This is a genomic window from Methylophaga sp. UBA2496 (assembly GCF_002341635.1).
Classification (GTDB): domain Bacteria; phylum Pseudomonadota; class Gammaproteobacteria; order Nitrosococcales; family Methylophagaceae; genus Methylophaga.
In genome coordinates this window covers 274,197-293,982 of record NZ_DDOK01000005.1, presented here as the reverse complement: position 1 = coordinate 293,982, position 19,786 = coordinate 274,197, and the positions used below count along the sequence as shown (strand labels likewise).

Here is a 19,786-nt window from a genome sequence, read left to right as displayed (position 1 = left end):
CCGTTATTGGTGATTTATGGCTAACAACCACGCAAAAAAAGCATCCATGGAGTGGGCCTCCCTGAAAAAGGAAGCATCGGTATTTCCGATCTATTCAATGCGTAAAGCCTGGCATGTGTTGGAAAAGGAAATCTATGGAATGCCGAACGCTGATAGGAAGAATAAGAACGAGTCGGTTTTGCTAGGCAAAATTGAAATCGGAAATCTGACGGTTCTGGATCCACGACTGGGAAATCTAATACATCGTCTCGAATATACCCGCTTAAGTATTGAAAGCATCCAGTCACCGCCCACAGTCATGATCCTGGAATATATTCAGGCATGTGAGAGGGTACACCGGATTATCAACAATTATCGGAAACTCCCCAGCTAATTATCCAGGTAATCAAAAAAGGGAATATTTATGGCAAGACTGGTTAAATGCAAGGTTTGTGAATACCAAGTCGCTCGTAAGGCCAGAACATGTGTTCAATGTCATGCCCGAAACCCGGGATTAACGGCGACCGATTATCTGATTTACTGCATGTTTATCGTCATTATTATTGCGGGCATCATGCTGAGCTACAAAATCACTTTCAATGACCAGTTGATTAGAATTAAGGATGTCGAAGCTGCCGGATTTGAAAAACAGTATCAACGTCAAACATTAATTCAAAATGCTGAAGTTGGCTGGGTGGGTGAATGGTACAGTGAACGTATCGAAGTTTACCAGTTTGCCGATACGACAGCTGTTGACCTGGAATTTTTCTCCAAACATGCCGCACCCGATAATGTATTTGGCTGGAATGATGCGTGTATTCATAAAAACATCATCCTGTTAAGCGAAGGACGCCATGCTTGCCAGATACTTAAACAGTTATAAAAAGGTCAGTGTTTTTCTAATAGAAAACGTTGGGATTGCTATTCCACGTCTTAGGTATGAGTTTTGACATCCAACATATTATTAGGATTGGCATCACGGGGGGATAATTGAGGAACAAGCGTTAGATTAGCGCAGAAATTACAAATCAGTCATTAAGATTATCAAATATATTGAAAGGTAATGAAAACGTAGCGTCACATCCTTGAATGAATTTTCCAGCCGACACTGAGAAATCGGCCAGAAAATCTTTCTTCCACTAAATACACTACATTCTCATTAAACTGATAAATCTAGAGGATACTATTGGCCTTGTTCCCTGGCAGGGTCACCTTCACCCATTTCATGGGCAGGATGTTTAGCATTTTCATCATCCGATTTGTTTTTGTCATACGCTTTTTTATCTGGCGTCACTTTTTTATCATCTCTATCGACATTGTCATATGTCTGTGACTCACCTTTAGCATCATGTTTATCATGATCGCCAGCGAGTACAGGTGTCGCGATAAAAGCTGTCGCCAAGGCCGTTGAAAGAAATAGTTGTTTAAACATTTCATTCTCCTATTTTAATTATCGGCATACTTTTTAGTGAACTTGATGACTAAAAAAATCTATCAAAGAAAGTGCCGATGAAGCTTTCCTTGTAACAAGCTCCATCGCAAACCTTGTGCCAGATTTATCAGGAGCGGTTCAGGAACAAACAGTACAGCCAAATATACTATTTAATATCATAAACTTAAAGCTTAAATATAATGTTATTGTTCACTATAAAACTGGCGTGTTTATTATGAAATTTTCATGCGAGCACAGTGAATTAATCATGTAATTTTTACAAGATAACCGGAAAACTTTCAGGCTCAGCGGGTTGGATTGCCACCAGCAGGCTATAAACGATAATCCACAGGTTATGCAGGTGACACATCTAGCGCCATTCTAACTTTATTCGCCAGTTCTTCACGACTGTAGGGTTTAGATAATAACAACACACCAGGATCCAGTCGGCCATGGTGCACAATAGAGTTTTCAGTATAACCAGATGTATATAACACTCGCAGCCCGGGCCGTAACTTAAGTGCCTGTTCGGCAATTTTCCGTCCATTCATACCTTCAGGCAAAACAACGTCGGTTAACAGCAAATCAATAGTCTGTTCGGATTCAAGAATTTGCATTGCCTGCTTGCCGTCTGCAGCGGAAAGCACTTCATATCCCAGGCTTGTCAATTGCGAGATGACATACTCACGAACCAATGGATCATCTTCAACGACCAGTATCTGTTCATTTCCCTTCTTTAAATCGGTGGTAACAGACGACACGTTATCCGAAGGAACATTTTTATTGGTCGCAACTGGCAAATAAAGCCTGACTGTAGTGCCTTGTCCTGGTTCCGAGTAGATATTAACGTGACCATTACTTTGTTTGATAAAACCATACACCATGGCGAGTCCCAGACCCGTACCCTTGTCTTTTGTTTTTGTGGTGTAAAACGGTTCAAATACTTTATCAAGTATCTCTGCAGGTATACCGAAACCTGAATCTGAAATAGCAATAACGACATAATCCCCCGTATTAATCTCATGCTCCTGTGCATACCGATCGGGTAAATGCGTATTTTGTGCTTCTATGACAATGCGTCCTCCCTTCGGCATGGCATCTTTGGCGTTCAGGGCAAGATTCAGCAGAGCATTTTCAAATTGACCGGAGTCAATCATGACCTGATGAAGCTGATCATCGGCCATTAACTGAATTGAAATTTCAGCCCCTACGGCCCGTTCCAGCAATGGCCATAGTTGCTGGATTAATTGCTTGATTTTTACCGGTTTTGGTTCAAGCGGTTGTTTTCGGGCAAAGGCTAATAAACTACGGGTTAACTCTGCCCCTCGATACCCCGCTTGCAGAATCATATCCGCTAACGGTTTGAGACGGCTGGATTCATCCAGTGACTCGGTAATAATTTGTGAATTACCAATAACGACCGTTAACAGGTTATTAAAGTCGTGTGCCACACCGCCAGTCAGCTGCCCGACAGCTTCCAGGCGTTGAGATTGACGCAGACGGTTTTCCAGTTCAATACGTTCGGTAATATCCTGAAAAGCACCTTGCAAGGCAGTGATTTCGCCTTCGCTATTACGTACAGCCTCACCAGATGAACGAACCCAAATCAGCTCCCCGGCAGAATTGATGATCTGCAATTCCACATCGAAAGGTGTTCCGTGCTCTGAGCAAGCATGAAACAGTTCTTTAACCCGCGATTGATGCTCTGGAATATAAAATGAAAACCCTTCATCAAGAGTAGGAGAATAGCCATTCGGTTTGCCATGAATGTTAGCCACCATATTGGACCATTTCACTTGTTTAGTCATCATATCTATCGACCAGCCACCAAAACGGGTAACTCGACCCGCTATCTCCAGTAAATGAGCCTGTTTGCTTAACTCGCTTTGTTGCTGGAGGATCTGTTGATTCGAATGATCTTTTTGATCCAGAAGTGCATTAAAGGCAATTGATAACTCAGCCATTTCATCTTTGCCGATAACTTTTGCACGTGCTTTGTCATCGTTTTGAGACACTTGTTGTATGGTGCTGATAAGATTTCGGGTAGGTACAGCAATACGCTGATACATCATACTGAAGGCGATCACACACAACACGCCAAACAATAGCGTAGACAGTATAAACAGCAATAAAATACGGTTTATATAGCTTTGAATGCTCTGCTGATTCTCCAGCATTAACTGATCTATCGCGCTCTCTATGGCAATGCCATGATCCGCTACCTGATTGATAAGCAGTCTCGATCTTAATGGCAGGGTCAATGGATTAATCCGGTAATCATTGCTTATCAGATCGATATTTTCCGGCAGTGTTTTATAGGCATCTTCAACTGATTTAATCAGTTGATCTATATGCCGCACTGCAAGCTGAGCATTGAATCCACCATTTTCCAGAGCGGTAAGATCTGCCTGAATCGCTCGGGCATCACCTAAAAAAATCTGCCAAAGTCTGTCATCGGGACGAAATATCAACACATTATCGCTGCCAACAGATAACGCATCGATTCTGTGTTTTATTGAGCCCAGGTAGCTCAGTTCATCCCGTTTTAATTCAACCTGATGATAACTCCAGGCACCTAACACGATTAAAAACAATAATCCCAGCAGGCTTGTACATATAAAAATAATGGCGATTTGAACCAGCTTCATGGCTGACTCTCATCAATCTGCATGGTGGGAATCTTGACTGAAAACGGCTGAATAGTACGCAACGGTTCCGGAGCAAACCAGGAAATTACATCCGTCTGTATGTCTGTTTCAGCAAGCCCTCTAAGTTTGGCCCATTGAATACTTTGATGAAGTTCAGCAATTAATGACCAATTCAGATTCAATTGATGCAACGCGGGCTGGTATTTGATGAGAGGCATTTCATCTGTATTGGCTTGCTCGCTATACATCTGCATCACGTTGTCAGTGTCCGACTGAATCAACCTGATTGCTTCAACATAGGCCTCAAGCAAATGCTGACAGTATTCCGGATTTTCCTCAGCCATCTGCCGGGTCGTCACCAATAACCATTTAGCACTGTATACATGGCTGCCATCTACTTGCTCAATTTGATCGGCATATTCATCAATATATCGGTTTGTCCATGGTTGCCAGGTCACAATGGCATCAACTTTTCCCTCAACTAATGCCGAACCCAGTTCCGTAACCGGCAAATTAATAAGCTCCACACTGTCGGCATCTAATTGATAAAAAACGGTATATAACCACCATAAATATTCGGCATTGGTGCCCTTACTAAGCCCTACCTTGCCTCCCTTCAGCGCATTGACTGTCTGTATATTCCTTCCCTTCAGCGTTAATATCTGGTTCATCCGGGTGGAGTGCAGGAGATTCCCTAAAATGACCGGCTCATTACCCTGACGCGGGGTATCCGCATTGGCTAATTTGTCCAGCGTAAAGGGGGTTGGTGCCATTAGAGCAAAATCAACTTTGCCTGCGAGCAAGTCATCCAGGTTTTGCTTTCCAGACTCGGAAAGAGACACTTCAAGATTTAAATGATGTTTTTGAAACAGATTGTTTTTACTGGCCACCAACGTCGGCAAATCACCCAGATAATTCACTCCAGCCAATTGTAATGTCGGTTCTGCAGGCTCTTCAGAGCGACAGGCGACAAGGAAGAAGACAAGTAAGCTTAATAATATTTTCAATCTCATGCTGTCTTCCATAATTGCGTTGGTGCATTTATAGTCTTTATTACGCCCGTTTAATGGCTAACTTTAATCTTTTCACGCACATTTGCAAAATAGACCTACAAAGATTTTCACCCTACAAAAGTGAAGAAACTGTCCGCGAAACATCCTCAGCACCCTGCAATATTTCCGTCATAACTGATGAAACGGCAGTCAGCTGTTCATTACTGTCCATAGCTTTTTGCTTCACACTATCCATTCTTTGTGTCACATCATGTGTCAGCATACGATTTTGCTTGACCACTTCTTTTATTTCATCAGTGGACTCGCTGGTTCTGGAGGCCAACTTTCTGACCTCATCAGCTACTACCGCAAACCCCTTGCCCTGCTCCCCTGCACGTGCCGCTTCTATGGCAGCATTTAATGCCAACAGATTCGTCTGTTCGGCAATATCGTTAATTGTAGAAACGATATTTTCAATGTTTTTAGATTCTTTATTCAACTGTTCAATGTTCGCTGACGTATCGGATACATCCTGCAGGATAGTATTGGACATTGCTACAGAGGTATTAAGTAAATCAACACCATTTTTGGCGATTTGAGAGGTTTCCTCCGCGGTGGAAAATGACATTTCTGCTGCACGCATGACCCTGTCGTTATGTTCGATTCTCTGAGTAATATCACTGGCAAATTTAATCACCTTGACAACCTTACCCTCATCGTCAAACACAGGGTTATAAGAGGCTTCCAACCAGACGGAATGTCCGGAAGCTGTTTTCCTGACGAATTGATCGGAAAAGAATTTTCCCGAACTGATGTCTGCCCAGAAATGTGGATTTTCTTCATAAAATTGATCGAAACAGAAGATACGATGATGATTGCCAACCACCTGCTCTGATGTATATCCCACCACCGAAAGAAAGTTATCGTTGGCTTTTAAGATCTGACCATCAGGAGTGAACTCAATAATCGCCATCGAGCGGTTTAATGCACTAAACGCTGCTTCAAGATCGCGCATGTTGTTATGAGACTGAGTGACATCTGCTGCAATTTTAAGGATACCGGTAACCTTATTATCCTTGTTAGTTATCGGAAAATAGGAAGCTTCCAACCAAACTACTTGCCTGGATTTAGTGAATCGTTTGTACGTACCCGACTTTTGTTTACCATGACTAAGTTGCTCCCAAAAACTTTTATATTCAGCAGACTGGATATAATCCTCATCACAAAATATCTGATGATGCTTGCCAATCAGTTCAGATTTTTCATAGCCCACAACGGATAAAAAACTGTCGTTAACCTCTTCGATAATTCCTTTATTATCAAATTGGATGGTTGCCACTGATGACTGGATTGAATTCATCAGACTATTAATCTCATTATATTTACTGTATGTCTCAGCTAAATCTCTTTTTAATTTTTTATTAAACATCTAAACCCATCCAATTTTTATAATGTGATCAATATGAATAAACACCAACTAATCACTGCATTTTGTAAGGAATTAAAACGGATTTATTGTGAATTTTATGTCAATAAAATTAGTGTCTTAAAAGAGTGCACTTTGCATTACTGACTATTGCTGAATATAAAGCCATGTTGAAAAATACGTTAAAACAGTTTGCCAGGGGTCTGAAACTGCATATCTCAGCTCTGTATTTAGCCAGCAAGGACCCGGCAGTACCTGAAATGGCGAAATGGTTGGGAATTGCTGTAGTAGCGTATGCATTAAGCCCTGTTGATCTTATTCCGGATTTTATTCCTGTCATCGGTTATTTGGATGAACTGCTTATTCTGCCGTTGGGTATTTATCTGGCCGTAAAACTGATACCGGAGGAGGTATGGGCTGACTGTCTGACAAAAGCTGCAATGAAGCCAATTCAATTACCGGAAAATCGTTATGCTGCCGTAGCGATAATCTGTTGTTGGTTACTCTTTTCAGCTGTGCTTACGTATGCTGTTTGGTCACTGTTTTATCAATGAATATCCCAAAGCATTTGTGACACCCATTTTATATATCTTTCAATTCATCCCCAGATGATGAACGCTCAACAGGCCCCAACATCTTTTCCGCCTGGATAAGTTCATCAAACGCTTTTGCACTGATATAACCAGAGCGTATCGCCTCCTCCCGTAATGTGGTTCCATTAGCGTGCGCCTGTTGAACGATAAAACTGGCGTTATCGTAACCGATCACGGGAGATAAGACCGTAACCAGCATCAGCGAATGGTTTAATAAGGCGTCGATGCGTAGTCGATCGGGTTCCAGCCCAATCAGGCAATACTCCGTAAAGCTGTTTACGGTATGCACCAGCAATCGTATCGACTGCAGCAGGTTATGAATGATTACCGGCTTAAACGTATTCAACTCTAATTGTCCCTGAGCCCCGGCGAAGGTTATCGTCATATGGTTGCCCATTACCTGGGCACAGACCATCATCATTGCTTCACATTGAGTGGGATTGACCTTACCCGGCATGATGGATGAACCGGGTTCATTTTCAGGTAACTTTAATTCCCCTATACCGCAACGCGGTCCGGATCCTAATAGACGAATATCGGCAGCGATTTTATTCAGACTGACCGCCAGAGTATTTAATCCCCCCGACACATTGACCAGCCCATCGTGAGCAGCCTGCAAAGAGAGTTTGTTTTGACTGGCGGTGAAAGGTAAACCGGTAAACTCAGTTAAATATTCAGCAAACTTTTCGGCGAAACCGACGGTACTGTTTAGCCCCGTTCCTACAGCCGTTCCGCCTTGAGGGACCGAATATAATTCACCCGTGACTTGTCTCAGCCATCTGATATTAGCGTTAATTTGCGAGGCATAAGCCGAAAACTGCTGGCCCAGAGTCAGGGGCGTGGCATCCTGCAGATGGGTACGGCCAGTTTTGATAATGGCTTGCCATTGGTCTGCATGCTGTTCCAGTAGCTGTTGCATATTTTCCAATGCAGGCAACAGCTGATGATGAATTTGTTCAACCGTCGCAATATGCATTGCAGTCGAAAAGCTGTCATTAGTGGATTGACCGATATTGCAGTGATCATTGGGATGAATTTGACTGGCAGTATCTAATCGCTGTGTGGCAAGGTTGGCAATGACCTCATTCATATTCATATGGGTTTGTGTACCGGAACCGGATTGCCAGATGCTTAATGGAAACTGCTGATCATGTTCGCCGTTTATGACTTCAAGGCTCACCTCTGAAATGGTCCGGCCGAATTGAAAATCTAGTTGGCGAATATCCATATTGGCCTGGGCAGCACAACGTTTTACGATAGCTAATGCACGAATAAATTCCCGGGGAAAGGTTTCTTCACCGATAGAAAAATGTCTGAGGGCAAGCTGTGTTTGCTTACCCCAACGTCTTTCACTGGACATAAAAACGATTCAGGGTTAAACCATCAAACATGTTTCTGTAAAGAAACATTACTGGCGTAATTGAACATTAAGCTGATCAACCACTTCTGCCCAGTCCGAGTCTGAAGCCAGACATTCTTTAATAAACGCTGCCTGGGATGCTGACCAGAAGCTGGCATCTTCCAGTTTTTCATCTTCCTGCAATGTATGATCCGCCATAAAGTCTTCAATGGCCTCCTCATTGCTCTCCAACCCCAGCTGCATAAACAGATTTTCCATATTGTGCTGCGACATATCCATAGCCAATATCCTCGAATTCACAAGCGTTGAAACATCATAACTGAACTTACATTACGCTTAATAGGCTGCTTTTCAAAGAGAAGACTGGAATTTCAAATTTGCAGGAAAATCATTGTTTCTGGCGTGTTAATCTCCACGGTGATTTCCGAACTGATTAAGCAACCGTGGCCAGCCAGTCCTGATAACTTGGCTTGGCTTGAGCGTGTAAACCGGCAGAACTAAATGCACTTTCACTATCAATTAATTCACCATTATGTTCAAACACATTATGGTCTGCGTAATGTCTGACCCAAGTCTCCAGGTCCTGCATTTCAGTATTCATTCTCATCATCTCAATCCCAATAGTTATAGAAAAAACTGTTAATTGAAGCTGTTATCACTCAATTAATACGTTTTCATTTTATTAAGATGATGTGTAATTCATGTGAAGAATCAATGCTTTGTCGTCGACATGTGAGCTGATTCACATTTATATCGGCCCGTTATGATTTGCATTATTTTTCGTTTAACGGCGCTAACCACTGCACGCCACCAAGCCTGCGTTGCTGCTGTAAATTCCATTCAGCACGTTTATGCAGATGCTGCGCTGGCCTCGCTGGATTGTAATTTAATGGGCTGGGTAATGAAGACGCGAGTAAAGCCGCCTGCATGGGGGTCAGATTCGCTGCCGGAAGTCTGAAGTGATATTGGCTGGCGGCCTCGATGCCAAATACCCCAGGCCCCCACTCAGCGATATTCAGATAAACCTCAAGAATACGTTGCTTACTCCATGAGAGTTCGATCAGTAAGGTAAACCATACTTCCAAGCCCTTTCTGAACCAGCTGCGTCCAGTCCAGAGATACATATTCTTCGCCACTTGCTGACTGATAGTGCTGGCACCACGCAAGCCTCCCCTACGCTCTCGCTCTTTCAGCGCCTGCTGAATCGCCTTAAGGTCAAACCCACTGTGTAAGGGAAATTTCTGATCCTCAGAAGTGACCACCGCTAACGCCGCGTGTTTAGGAATCGCTTCCCAGCTTAACCAGGATTGTCGTAATTCAAAGTCTTCCGTTGAATGAATCCATCTATCAGCCATCACCATGGTGATCGGTGGATTCACCCAGCGAAATGGCAACACCAGCAATAAACTCAACAGAACAAACGCCAATATCGCTTGCAGTAATCCCCGTAAAATAAACCGATAAACTCGACGCACAGCCATTCCTAAACAAAACAGACATCTTCAAAGATGCAAACCCGCACATAATGGGGCGTTTATTTTTGCCATGCAACATTCATTAATACAGTCAATGCGGATAACGTTATTCCGGGCATCGTTATTCCAGTCTTCTGAGTAACAACATGGGTGACACGGTCAATACCGGCGTTAATTGCCAGCGTCCTAATAACGCCAGTATAAAAGCACTGATAAACGGCAAGTTGACCACTACCGGCCAATGCCAGCGAAACTCGCCATCAAACATACGGCTTTGCAAAGCCCAAACCGCTATTTCTGCAGCAAATACCCCTAGAATACCGGCTAGAAAGCCAATCAATGCAAACTCAATCATCGTGGCTCTTACCAGTAATTGTTGTTGACCGCCTAAGGTACGTAATAATGCCCCCTCACGTTGTCGTTCAGACATCGTCGCGCTGACAACGGCTACCATCACCGCAATGGCAGCCAGCAGAATCATTAATAATATTGCTTCAACAGCCTGCGTGACCTGGCGGATGATTTGCTGAATACGTTCGATAATATGATCAATTTCCAGTACTGAAATCGTTGGGAACTGTCGCACAAAATCATTCAACAGTGCTTTATCCTGCTCTGCCAGATAAAAGCTGGTAAGCGACGTACTGGGCAATCCATCTATCGCACCATTGGGTGGAAAAATAATAAAGAAATTCGGCCGCATACTGTCCCATTGCACACTGCGAATACTGGTGATTTTAGCAGTCACTTTTTCAGCACCCACTGTAAAACCCAGTTCATCGCCAACCTTTACTCCAAGCGATTCAGCTAATGACTGCTCAATTGATAAGCCCTTGGTATCTCCCGCCTTAAACCATTGTCCGGCCACAATTTCATTATCATCCGGATAACTATCTGAAATCGTCAGGTTTAATTCCCGGCGCAGTTCATCGTCATCTTTGTTTAACGCGACTTCCTGAGCCGGCTGTGCATTTATCTCGGTCAGTCTGCCTCGGATAATCGGGTATAGCGGGCTTCTGTTTAGATCATGCTCAGTAAAAAAAGCTTCAACTTCATTAACAGATTCCGGTGCAATATTAAGCAAAAAGTGATTTGGCGCATCTTCAGGCAACTGTGCCTGCCAGTCAGCTAACAAGGAAGAACGCACCAGAACCAAGGTAGCGGCCAGCATAATCGTCATGGCAAACACTGACATTTGTGACAAGGTGGCGTTGCGATGTCGGTACAAAGCGATGACCGCTAACCGCCAACTACCCTGTCCTGCCGTAAATTTGCGTAACAGCCAGATTAGTCCGGCACCTACGATAGCCAGAGTGACGACTAGAGTGATAATGGCGCCCAGTAAGGCTATTACCAATTTAAGATCGCTGACATAGATCCACAACAGACCCAATATTACCGCAACAGCCAACAACAAATCTTTGGCTAAAGCACCTTTATCATTGGTTGGCAGGCTGCGAAACACACGCATTGCCGGGGTATTCCGTAATCGATCTATTGGCGGATAGGCAAAGGCAAACAACGCGACCAAAGCCGTTAATATAGCTGGCCACAGTTGCCAGAAATCCAATTCAAACTGTAACGGTTGTTCCATCAATTGAGCTGTCATCGAGGCCATTAACCAGGCTGCCGGTATCGCTAACAATAAGCCAATCACTGTCGATATCAGTCCCCAGATGACGAGTCGGGATAAATACAACTTGCGAATACGTTTACCGGTCAGACCCATAGTTTTTAATAAGGCCACCCGATCCCGCTGACTAAGTGCATATTGGCGGCTGGCAACGGCAATGGCCACTACAGCCAGTAACACGGCCAGACTGCCGCCCAGCAATAAAAATCCTTCTGCTTTATCCAGAGATTCCCCCAGGGTTTCTCCCTGACGAACATCTACCCAGCGGTAATTATCGGTTAACTGTGGTTCCAACCAGGTTTCAAAATCCGCCAGATTGGTGGCACCTCCGGCAAACAGACCACGATGACGCACCCGGCTACCCTCTTGTATAACCCCGGTAGACGCTACATCGTCAATATGCATCATAACCCGTGGCGCCAGATTGGAAAGTCGAAAGCCGCCATCTGGCTCACGCATGATCACCCCAGTCACTTCAAGTGATGTAGCCCCGACTTCCAGAGCATCCCCCGGACGTAATTCCAATAAGCGCATTAAACGTGGATTCAACCAGACTTCACCAGGCTTGGGCCCTGATGTAATAATTTGCCGTGCCGCCTCCAGATCGGCCTGCCATTCAAGTTCACCTCGCAACGGGTAATTATTATCAATCGCCTTAACCGCAACCAGTTGAAATTGGCTTTCATTAGACACCATGGTGCCAAACTCAATCATTCGACCAATTTCTAAACCAAAATTTTCTGCTTCTGCATACCACGCCTCTGGAATCGGTGCATTGGTTCGGCTGTTTAATTGACGATCTGCTGCCAAAAAAGCACTGGCAGACGTCATTAACGTACGTTGCAGATGATCAGCAAAGGCATTAATGGTGGCTACCGTAGCAACCGCTATAATCATAGCCAGCAACATGACTTTAACGTTTCGTTCGCGTAAATCCTGACTAAACGAAATGACTTTACCTGTCACACTCATGCAGATATAACCCCTGCATCAGCGGCGTGATGTTCATGTAATACACCCGCATCAATTACAAAATGTCGCTGACAACGATCGGCAAGTTGCTGATCATGTGTCACCATCACCAGCGTGGTGCCCTGTTCACGATTCAGTGCCATTAATAAATCCGTAATAGCTTCACCGGTACGCGTGTCCAGATTGCCAGTGGGTTCGTCCGCAAATAACACTTTCGGTTCAACGGCAAAGGCTCTGGCAATAGCCACCCGTTGTTGCTCACCTCCCGATAATTGCCGTGGTGTGTGCTGCATACGCTCGCCAAGACCGACACGCTCAAGCAGGTTTTCAGCTTGTGTTTTAGCATTAGACAGTCCTGCTAACTCTATGGGAAGCATGACATTTTCGATTGCAGATAACGTCGGTAATAATTGAAAAGACTGAAATACAAAGCCAACACGCTGCGAACGGAGACTGGCACGTTCATCTTCCGATAATGCACTGATAATATGTCCATCAAGCTTAACCGTTCCACTGGAGGGTAAATCCAGTCCTGCCAGTAACCCCAGTAAGGTGGTTTTACCTGAGCCGGACCGGCCGACGATAGCGGCCGATTCACCTTTACGGATATCCAGATTCACATGCTGCAAAATCGATAACTTATCAGTGCCTAAATCGACAGAGTGCGACAGATTTTGTACCTGTATCATGAAGTCGTTTGAAAGATCCGGTTGTCTATCAGTGGACATGCTTTCCTCACATAATTAATGGGTGGTTATGAAAACCTTATTATCGTCACAAAAATTGTTTATCTGGTTGTTTTTAGTACTGATCAGTTTTCAGTCACAAGCTGCTGAACCACAGCGAAAAAACCTGTTAATTGTTGGTGACAGCCTCAGCGCTGCCTATGGTATCGACAGTGATGCCGCCTGGGTTGAGCTGCTCAAAAATCGTCTGGAAGATAAGACACCTGGCACCTGGCATGTGGCCAATGCCAGTATCAGTGGTGAAACAACCGACGGTGGTCTACGCAGACTACCCGATTTACTGGACAAACATGAGCCCACCATTGTCGTTATAGAATTAGGTGGTAACGACGGCTTAAGAGGTTTTCCACCTGACGTTATTCGAAATAATTTAGCCAAAATGATCCAGTTATCCCAACAGCACGAGGCAAAAGTTTTATTGGTCGGCATCGAAATTCCACCGAACTATGGTCCCCGTTACACAACAGCATTTGCCAATGTTTATTCCAGTCTGGCAAAAGAGTATAACGTGGCTTTTTTACCATTCTTTCTGGCCGATGTTTATGATGGTGAAGCAATGATGCAGGCAGATGGGATTCATCCAACGGCAAAAGCACAACCGCAACTACTTGATAATATCTGGTCTGAGTTACTTGCATTACTCGAACAGTAGATTAACTTAATTAAACCTTGTATCTGACCTGATTAATCGCTGAAATGTTGCCGAATGTTTAAACTAAATATGCTTCATTTGAAGCCAAACTGCCATCATCATGGAAATCGTTATGATTAAAGCCGTTATTTTTGATATGGATGGCGTACTGATTGATTCCGAGCAGATTTGGGATGATGCTGAAAAAACTGTTTTTTCCAGTTACGGAATTTCAATTACTGAAGCCGATCAATTACTGACCCGCAATATGAACATGCAGGAAGTCTCGGAATTCTGGTCGGCAAAAGCACTTACATCCTTTTCGCTTCAAGCTGCCGAGCAACGTGTCATTGAAGAGGTTTGCCTGCAGATTCAAAAAAGCCCCCGTGCTATGCAAGGCGCGCTCAACTTACTTGATACGCTTTTTAAGCCCGGTCAATTACCTATTGGTTTAGCGACGAATGCACCACGTCCAGTTTGCAACACCGTGCTGCAATGCCTGAACATCGAACGCTACTTTGACTCCGTACATACCGCTGATGATGTTGAAAATACCAAACCGCATCCGGAAATATATCTTAAAAGTGCTGAAGTCCTGCAGGTAGATCCCCAACACTGTCTGGTATTCGAGGATTCACCAACCGGCGTCAGGGCAGCGCATGCAGCTGGAATGCAGGTAATTTATGTTAATCCAATCCGGGCTGCAGATTATGTAATCAATACTATGACCAGAACCACTTTTCAATCGCTCATGCAATTTAATATTGATGACATTGAGTCTTTATCATTGTGCCAATAAATACGATTTATCGGTCTGGTGATCTTAGGCCATGGAGACAATGGTTTTGCGAAAACGGCTCAACGATATACCGAACAAAGCCGCCCCAAGCAGTATCAAGGCAAGGAACTGTGGCCAAACGTCACTGAAACCTGCCCCGCGATACAGAATCGATTGGGCCAGCATGACAAAGTGAGTATTAGGCGCTATCAACATGATGTGCTGAATAATCTCCGGCATGCTCTCACGCGGGGTGCTGCCGCCGGATAACACTTGCAGAGGTAACAGAATCAGCACCATCAACAAACCAAATTGAGGCATTGATCTGGCTATCGTGCCCAGAAAAATGCCTAATGAAGTGGTTGCAAATAAATGCAGCAAGGTGCCCAGCAGAAACAACCATACGGATCCATGGATCGGCACTGATAGCCATGTCTGAACCACCAGCCACAATGATAAAGCTGTGGCGACTAATACCACTAATGCCATCGACCAGACTTTGCTGGCCATGATCTCAAACGGTGTGACTGGCATCACCAGTAAATGCTCGACCGTGCCATGCTCACGCTCCCGGATAAGCGCAGCCCCAGTGAGAATAATTGACAGCATCGTAATGTTGTTAATCAACTGCATTACCGCGCCAAACCATTGGCTATTGAGTTCGGCATTAAATTTTGCCCGCAGTACCAGATCTGCTGGCGTCGTGCTGATTTGACGATGCCGTTCAACAAAGGCTGTTATTTCTCCACTGACAATGGACTGTACATAACTATTTCCGGTAAACGCCTGCCCCATTCGGGTAGCATCAATATTTAACTGAATAACGGGTTGATGACCAGCCAGTAAATCACGTTGAAAATTAGACGGAATATGCAAAGCAAAGGTATCAATTCCCATATCCATACGAGCATCTATTTCATGCTGTTCAACCAGTACAGGAGGCATAAAATACGGTGGATAGAAAGCATCTACAATACGCATAGATAAGGGTGAACGATCATCATCAACAATGGCTATCGGTGCATTATTCAAGGAATCAATCATCGCTGTCGCAGCGGTATAAATTGATAAACTGAATGCGTAAACAATGAAAATCATCAATACCGGATCACGCGCCAGACTTCGTAATTCTTTGATGCCTAAATGCAGCAGATTGGCGACACCCATCTCAGCGCTCCTGCTTTTTCAGTAACATCACGCCCATAAATAATAAGGCTGGAGCCGCAATAAACAAAGCGATAAAGGCAGATTGTAAATCGGTGTAAGACAGCCCTTTGGAAAACACACCACGAGAAATGGTGAGAAAATGCGTCGCCGGATAAATCTCACCAATCCATCTGCCGGCACCTTGCATCGAAGACACCGGATCAATCATGCCGGAAAATTGTACCGCGGGTACCAGCGTTAGTAATGCTGTGCCAAATAATGCCGCGATCTGGCTGCGGGTAAAGGCCGATATCAACAACCCTAACGAGGTTGCACAAAATACATAGAATAGTGCTGCAAACGACAAGGTAAGAAAACTGCCGGTAAAGGGCACTTGAAAGATAAAGACAGCAAATAACACCAGTAAAAAATAATTCAGCATGCCCAACGCAATGTAAGGTAGTTGTTTACCCAACAGAAATTCCAGACGACTGACCGGGGTGACATACAGATTTACAATCGACCCCAACTCTTTCTCACGAACCACCGAAAGCGCCGTCAACATGGATGGAATCAACATCAATAGCAAAGGAATCATCGCGGGTACCATTGCCACCAAACTTTTCACATCGGGATTATAACGAAAGCGGGTTTCAATCGTCGCCGGCTGAGCGAATATCGCCGAGCCCAGTATTTCTCTTGATTTAGTGGTGAGCCAATGGGCGTGCATCCCTTGCACGTATCCACGAACATTTTCACCGCGGGTTGGCATTGAACCATCAATCCAGGCACCAATTTCTACAGATTGACCACGTGCCAGATCCCGGCCGAAACCATAGGGAATCTCGATCGCCAGACTCAATTCACCTGACTGCATGCGCTTTTCTATTTCAGCATGGCTATATAGCGCAGGCTGCTCAATAAAATAACGTGAACCGGATAAATTCAATGTGTAATCACGACTGGTAGCAGATTGATCAGCATCCAGCACAGCAAATTTGAGATCTTCAACATCCAGACTAATGCCATAGCCGACTACAAACATCAGTAATAAAGTCCCCACCATCGCCAGCGTTAAACGCACAGGGTCACGGAGCAATTCGAGTGTTTCACGTCGGCTGTAACTATATAAACGTCGCAGGCTGAATCGGTTATCCGTATTCGTAGCAACAGCTGTTTTAATGGGTGTTGGCAGAGTGTTTTCAGCAGTTTGTTCGGCAACCGCTTGCTTTTTCTCGTGTCGATCGACTTCTTCCTGCAGATAATCGACAAAGGCATCTTCAAGTGATGTGGTTTTCTTGAAGGCTTTTAAGTTATCGGGAGTATCTGTCACTAATACCCGTCCGGCATGCATCAATGAAATCCGGTCACAGCGCTCCGCTTCATTCATAAAATGTGTGGAGATAAAGATAGTCACCCCATCATGCCGCGCCAAATCCGCCATGATTTGCCAGAACGCATCGCGGGCAATCGGATCAACACCTGATGTCGGTTCATCCAGAATCAGCATTTCCGGACCATGAATCATCGCTACCGCCAGCGATAATCGTTGTCTTTGTCCTAACGGTAACGACTCCGGCAAACTATCCATCACCGTTTCAAGTTCAAAACGTTTTGCCATTTCGCTGATTCGACTCGCAATATTCTGCGATGGCAGTTTGAATAAACGTGCATGCAGATCCAGGTTTTGCCTGACTGTGAGTTCGCCATACAAAGAGAAGGATTGCGTCATATAGCCCACGCGTTGTCGGGTTGTCAGATCATGAGGATCAATCATGTTGCCAAACAACCTGGCCTGGCCTTCAGTGGCGGCCAATAAGCCAGTGAGCATTTTCATCGTGGTGGTTTTGCCACAACCATTGGAACCGAGAAAGCCGAAAATCTCACCACGCGGTATACGAAAACTCACCCTATCGACCGCTGTAAAATCACCAAAGCGCATAGTGAGATTATCCGCTTCGATCGCAAAACCATCCTGAATAGATTCATTACGCGGCGGAATCACAACTGCTTGGTGGCGACCACGTTGTATCGCCGGTAGTAAGGCAATAAAAGCCGATTCCAGTGAGGTGGTAGAAGTTTGCTCAAGTAGCTGCTGCGGGGTTCCGGTAGCCAATACCTGACCCTGATTGATAGCGACCAACCAATCAAAATCTGCGGCCTCTTCCATATAGGCGGTGGCCACTAAAACACTCATTAGAGGATTGTCTTGCCGAATGCGATTAATCAAGGTCCAGAACTGGCGTCTGGATAACGGATCCACACCCGTTGTTGGTTCATCCAGAATCAATAAGTCCGGATCATGAATCAGCGCACAGCATAATCCTAATTTCTGCTTCATACCGCCGGATAGTTTGCCTGCTGGACGATTAGCAAAAGCACTCAGTCCGGTGGCTTGCAATAATTGTGTGATGCGTTGTTCACGCTCAGCCCGATCCTGGCCAAATAAACGAGCAAAGAAGTCGACATTTTCGAATACAGATAACGTGTGATAGAGGTTTTTACCCAGACCTTGTGGCATATAGGCGATCCGTGGGCAAACCGATTGACGATGCTTTTTTTGCTGCATATCACCGCCAAGCACCTCTACCTCACCATGCTGAATGGCATGTGCACCAGATATCAGCGAAAACAAGCTGGATTTACCGACGCCATCAGGACCGATGACGCCAACCATCACCCCTGCTGGAATATCGAGATTCAGATTTTTCAATGCCTGTGTTTTGCCATAGTCGAGACGAACATTTTTCAGCACTACAACTGGGCGCTTGCTGTTAACCTCCGTCAGTGGCGACCAGGTCATTAAGGAATCCTCACCGCCATATGTTCTGGCCACTCTCCTTGTGCATTTTCAAGAATAAACGCCATGCCTGGCAAACCGGTTTTTACACGAAGAATATTCGCATCCAGCAAATCCTGAGGAATTTGGGCACGCACCCGAAACATCAGTTTTTCCCGTTCACTGGCAGTCTCGACTGACTTAGGTGTGAACTGGGCGACATCGGCGACAAAAGATACTTTGGCTGGAAAAACATAATTCGGTGCTGCATCGATAATAATTCTGACCTCTGTACCTAATGCCAGACGTCCGGCACTGCTGGTCGGTAAAAAGAAGGTCATATATACATCACGCAGATCCACCAGATTCAATACGCGTCCACCAGCAGCAATGACTTCTCCAGGTTGGGCAATACGATACTGGACTCGACCATCACGGACAGCTTTAAGCTCACTATCAGAAATATCTGCCTGAATACGATCAATACTGGCCTGAGCACCTAATAAAGCCGATTCGGCTCCAGCCATTTGAGCTCTGGCTGTGACAATGGCAGCATCGGAAGCGGCTACTTGTGCCTTTGAAGCACTGACCGCGGCTATGGCACTTTGCTGACGAGCAAAATCATCATCTGCTTCCTGTTGGGATGTTGCGCCACGTCCTGCTAACGACGAAGACCGCTCATAACGCTTACGAGCTACATTTAATTCGGCCTCGCGCTGAGCAACCAAAGCTAATGCCGCTTGTTTTTCTGCTTCGCGCTGTACCAATTGACTATTGGCAATAGCCACGGAGCTCTCGGCTTGATGAAACAACGCCTGGGCCTCACGTAACTGGGCCATCAGGTTTTCAGTATCCATTCTGGCCACTACCTGACCAGCTGTGACAAAGTCACCTTCCCGAACCAGGATATCCTGAATACGCCCAGCCATTTTGGCTGCCACATCAATTTCTGTCGCTTCAATCCGGCCATTTCCATACACCAGACCGGCATTTGGATCAGGGGCCAGATACCAGCGCCACAAGAAAAATATCGACAATGCGATGAAAACTAACAATATGGCTGCGCGAAGTAGTTTGGAATTTCGGTTAGGTGGCATCCATTGCAGTCCTTATTAAAAAATCAAACCTGCCGAAGCAGCTGAAAAATCACGATTAATACGCCGGATTATTGGTGATCAGAAGCCCCATTGCCATAC

General features: G+C 44.9%; 18 protein-coding genes. 5 read left to right on the top strand and 13 right to left on the bottom strand.

The features are described from left to right. Positions 1 to 16 precede the first annotated feature (16 nt). Positions 17 to 373 (top strand): hypothetical protein, encoded by a 357-nt coding sequence (locus tag B2W60_RS08550; RefSeq protein ID WP_292359713.1) that lies wholly within the window; start codon positions 17 to 19, stop codon positions 371 to 373. A gap of 30 nt (positions 374 to 403) precedes the next feature. Next, a complete protein-coding gene (locus B2W60_RS08545) occupies positions 404 to 862 on the top strand; it encodes a hypothetical protein (protein ID WP_292359715.1) in 459 nt (152 codons plus the stop codon). Positions 863 to 1,162: 300 nt separating this feature from the next. On the opposite strand, the gene B2W60_RS08540 is transcribed toward B2W60_RS08545, so the two are convergent. The 4 genes from B2W60_RS08540 to B2W60_RS08525 all read right to left on the bottom strand — a co-directional run bounded on the left by B2W60_RS08540 (position 1,163) and on the right by B2W60_RS08525 (position 6,480). Next, positions 1,163 to 1,411 carry a hypothetical protein gene (locus tag B2W60_RS08540; RefSeq protein WP_292359717.1) on the bottom strand — a complete coding sequence of 83 codons (249 nt, stop codon included), beginning with the start codon at positions 1,409 to 1,411 and terminating at the stop codon, positions 1,163 to 1,165. Positions 1,412 to 1,764: 353 nt separating this feature from the next. Further along, a complete protein-coding gene (locus tag B2W60_RS08535) occupies positions 1,765 to 4,059 on the bottom strand; it encodes an ATP-binding protein (RefSeq protein ID WP_292359718.1) in 2,295 nt (764 codons plus the stop codon). Next, positions 4,056 to 5,072 carry an ABC transporter substrate-binding protein gene (locus B2W60_RS08530; protein ID WP_292359720.1) on the bottom strand — a complete coding sequence of 339 codons (1,017 nt, stop codon included), beginning with the start codon at positions 5,070 to 5,072 and terminating at the stop codon, positions 4,056 to 4,058. The genes B2W60_RS08535 and B2W60_RS08530 overlap by 4 nt, the downstream gene beginning before the upstream one ends. Positions 5,073 to 5,184: 112 nt before the next feature. Next, positions 5,185 to 6,480, bottom strand: a complete 1,296-nt coding sequence (locus B2W60_RS08525) for a methyl-accepting chemotaxis protein (protein WP_292359723.1) — start codon at positions 6,478 to 6,480, stop codon at positions 5,185 to 5,187. A gap of 125 nt (positions 6,481 to 6,605) precedes the next feature. Between B2W60_RS08525 and B2W60_RS08520 the strand changes: the two genes are divergently transcribed. Beyond that, complete coding sequence (locus tag B2W60_RS08520; RefSeq protein WP_292359725.1) at positions 6,606 to 7,031, top strand: YkvA family protein; 426 nt, start codon at positions 6,606 to 6,608, stop codon at positions 7,029 to 7,031. Between the two features lie 28 nt (positions 7,032 to 7,059). Here B2W60_RS08520 and B2W60_RS08515 read toward each other — a convergent pair whose 3' ends face one another. The 6 genes from B2W60_RS08515 to B2W60_RS08490 all read right to left on the bottom strand — a co-directional run bounded on the left by B2W60_RS08515 (position 7,060) and on the right by B2W60_RS08490 (position 13,238). Further along, positions 7,060 to 8,430 carry a class II fumarate hydratase gene (locus tag B2W60_RS08515; RefSeq protein WP_292359726.1) on the bottom strand — a complete coding sequence of 457 codons (1,371 nt, stop codon included), beginning with the start codon at positions 8,428 to 8,430 and terminating at the stop codon, positions 7,060 to 7,062. A 48-nt stretch (positions 8,431 to 8,478) separates the two neighbouring features. Continuing rightward, complete coding sequence (locus B2W60_RS08510; RefSeq protein WP_292359728.1) at positions 8,479 to 8,709, bottom strand: DUF2789 domain-containing protein; 231 nt, start codon at positions 8,707 to 8,709, stop codon at positions 8,479 to 8,481. A gap of 154 nt (positions 8,710 to 8,863) precedes the next feature. Beyond that, complete coding sequence (locus B2W60_RS08505) at positions 8,864 to 9,037, bottom strand: hypothetical protein (protein ID WP_292359729.1); 174 nt, start codon at positions 9,035 to 9,037, stop codon at positions 8,864 to 8,866. A gap of 166 nt (positions 9,038 to 9,203) precedes the next feature. Next, positions 9,204 to 9,911: a monofunctional biosynthetic peptidoglycan transglycosylase gene (mtgA, locus tag B2W60_RS08500; protein ID WP_292359730.1), complete on the bottom strand. Its 708-nt coding sequence runs from the start codon at positions 9,909 to 9,911 to the stop codon at positions 9,204 to 9,206. Between the two features lie 115 nt (positions 9,912 to 10,026). Further along, positions 10,027 to 12,510 carry an ABC transporter permease gene (locus tag B2W60_RS08495; protein WP_292359732.1) on the bottom strand — a complete coding sequence of 828 codons (2,484 nt, stop codon included), beginning with the start codon at positions 12,508 to 12,510 and terminating at the stop codon, positions 10,027 to 10,029. Then, positions 12,507 to 13,238, bottom strand: a complete 732-nt coding sequence (locus B2W60_RS08490; RefSeq protein WP_292359734.1) for an ABC transporter ATP-binding protein — start codon at positions 13,236 to 13,238, stop codon at positions 12,507 to 12,509. The genes B2W60_RS08495 and B2W60_RS08490 overlap by 4 nt, the downstream gene beginning before the upstream one ends. Positions 13,239 to 13,266: 28 nt before the next feature. Between B2W60_RS08490 and B2W60_RS08485 the strand changes: the two genes are divergently transcribed. Further along, positions 13,267 to 13,908, top strand: a complete 642-nt coding sequence (locus B2W60_RS08485; protein WP_292359735.1) for an arylesterase — start codon at positions 13,267 to 13,269, stop codon at positions 13,906 to 13,908. Between the two features lie 112 nt (positions 13,909 to 14,020). Then, on the top strand, positions 14,021 to 14,686 hold the full coding sequence (locus B2W60_RS08480) for an HAD family hydrolase (protein ID WP_292359736.1): 666 nt from the start codon (positions 14,021 to 14,023) through the stop codon (positions 14,684 to 14,686). 24 nt (positions 14,687 to 14,710) lie between these two features. On the opposite strand, the gene B2W60_RS08475 is transcribed toward B2W60_RS08480, so the two are convergent. Genes B2W60_RS08475 through B2W60_RS08465 form a run of 3 tightly spaced genes read right to left on the bottom strand, consistent with a single transcriptional unit; the run spans position 14,711 to position 19,687 of the window. After that, a complete protein-coding gene (locus B2W60_RS08475) occupies positions 14,711 to 15,832 on the bottom strand; it encodes an ABC transporter permease (protein ID WP_292359738.1) in 1,122 nt (373 codons plus the stop codon). 1 nt (position 15,833) lies between these two features. Next, positions 15,834 to 18,614: a ribosome-associated ATPase/putative transporter RbbA gene (gene rbbA / locus B2W60_RS08470; RefSeq protein WP_292359740.1), complete on the bottom strand. Its 2,781-nt coding sequence runs from the start codon at positions 18,612 to 18,614 to the stop codon at positions 15,834 to 15,836. Further along, positions 18,614 to 19,687, bottom strand: coding sequence for an HlyD family secretion protein (locus B2W60_RS08465; RefSeq protein WP_292359742.1), 1,074 nt, complete (start codon positions 19,685 to 19,687; stop codon positions 18,614 to 18,616). Before B2W60_RS08465 ends, rbbA begins: the two co-directional genes overlap by 1 nt. Positions 19,688 to 19,786 lie beyond the last annotated feature (99 nt).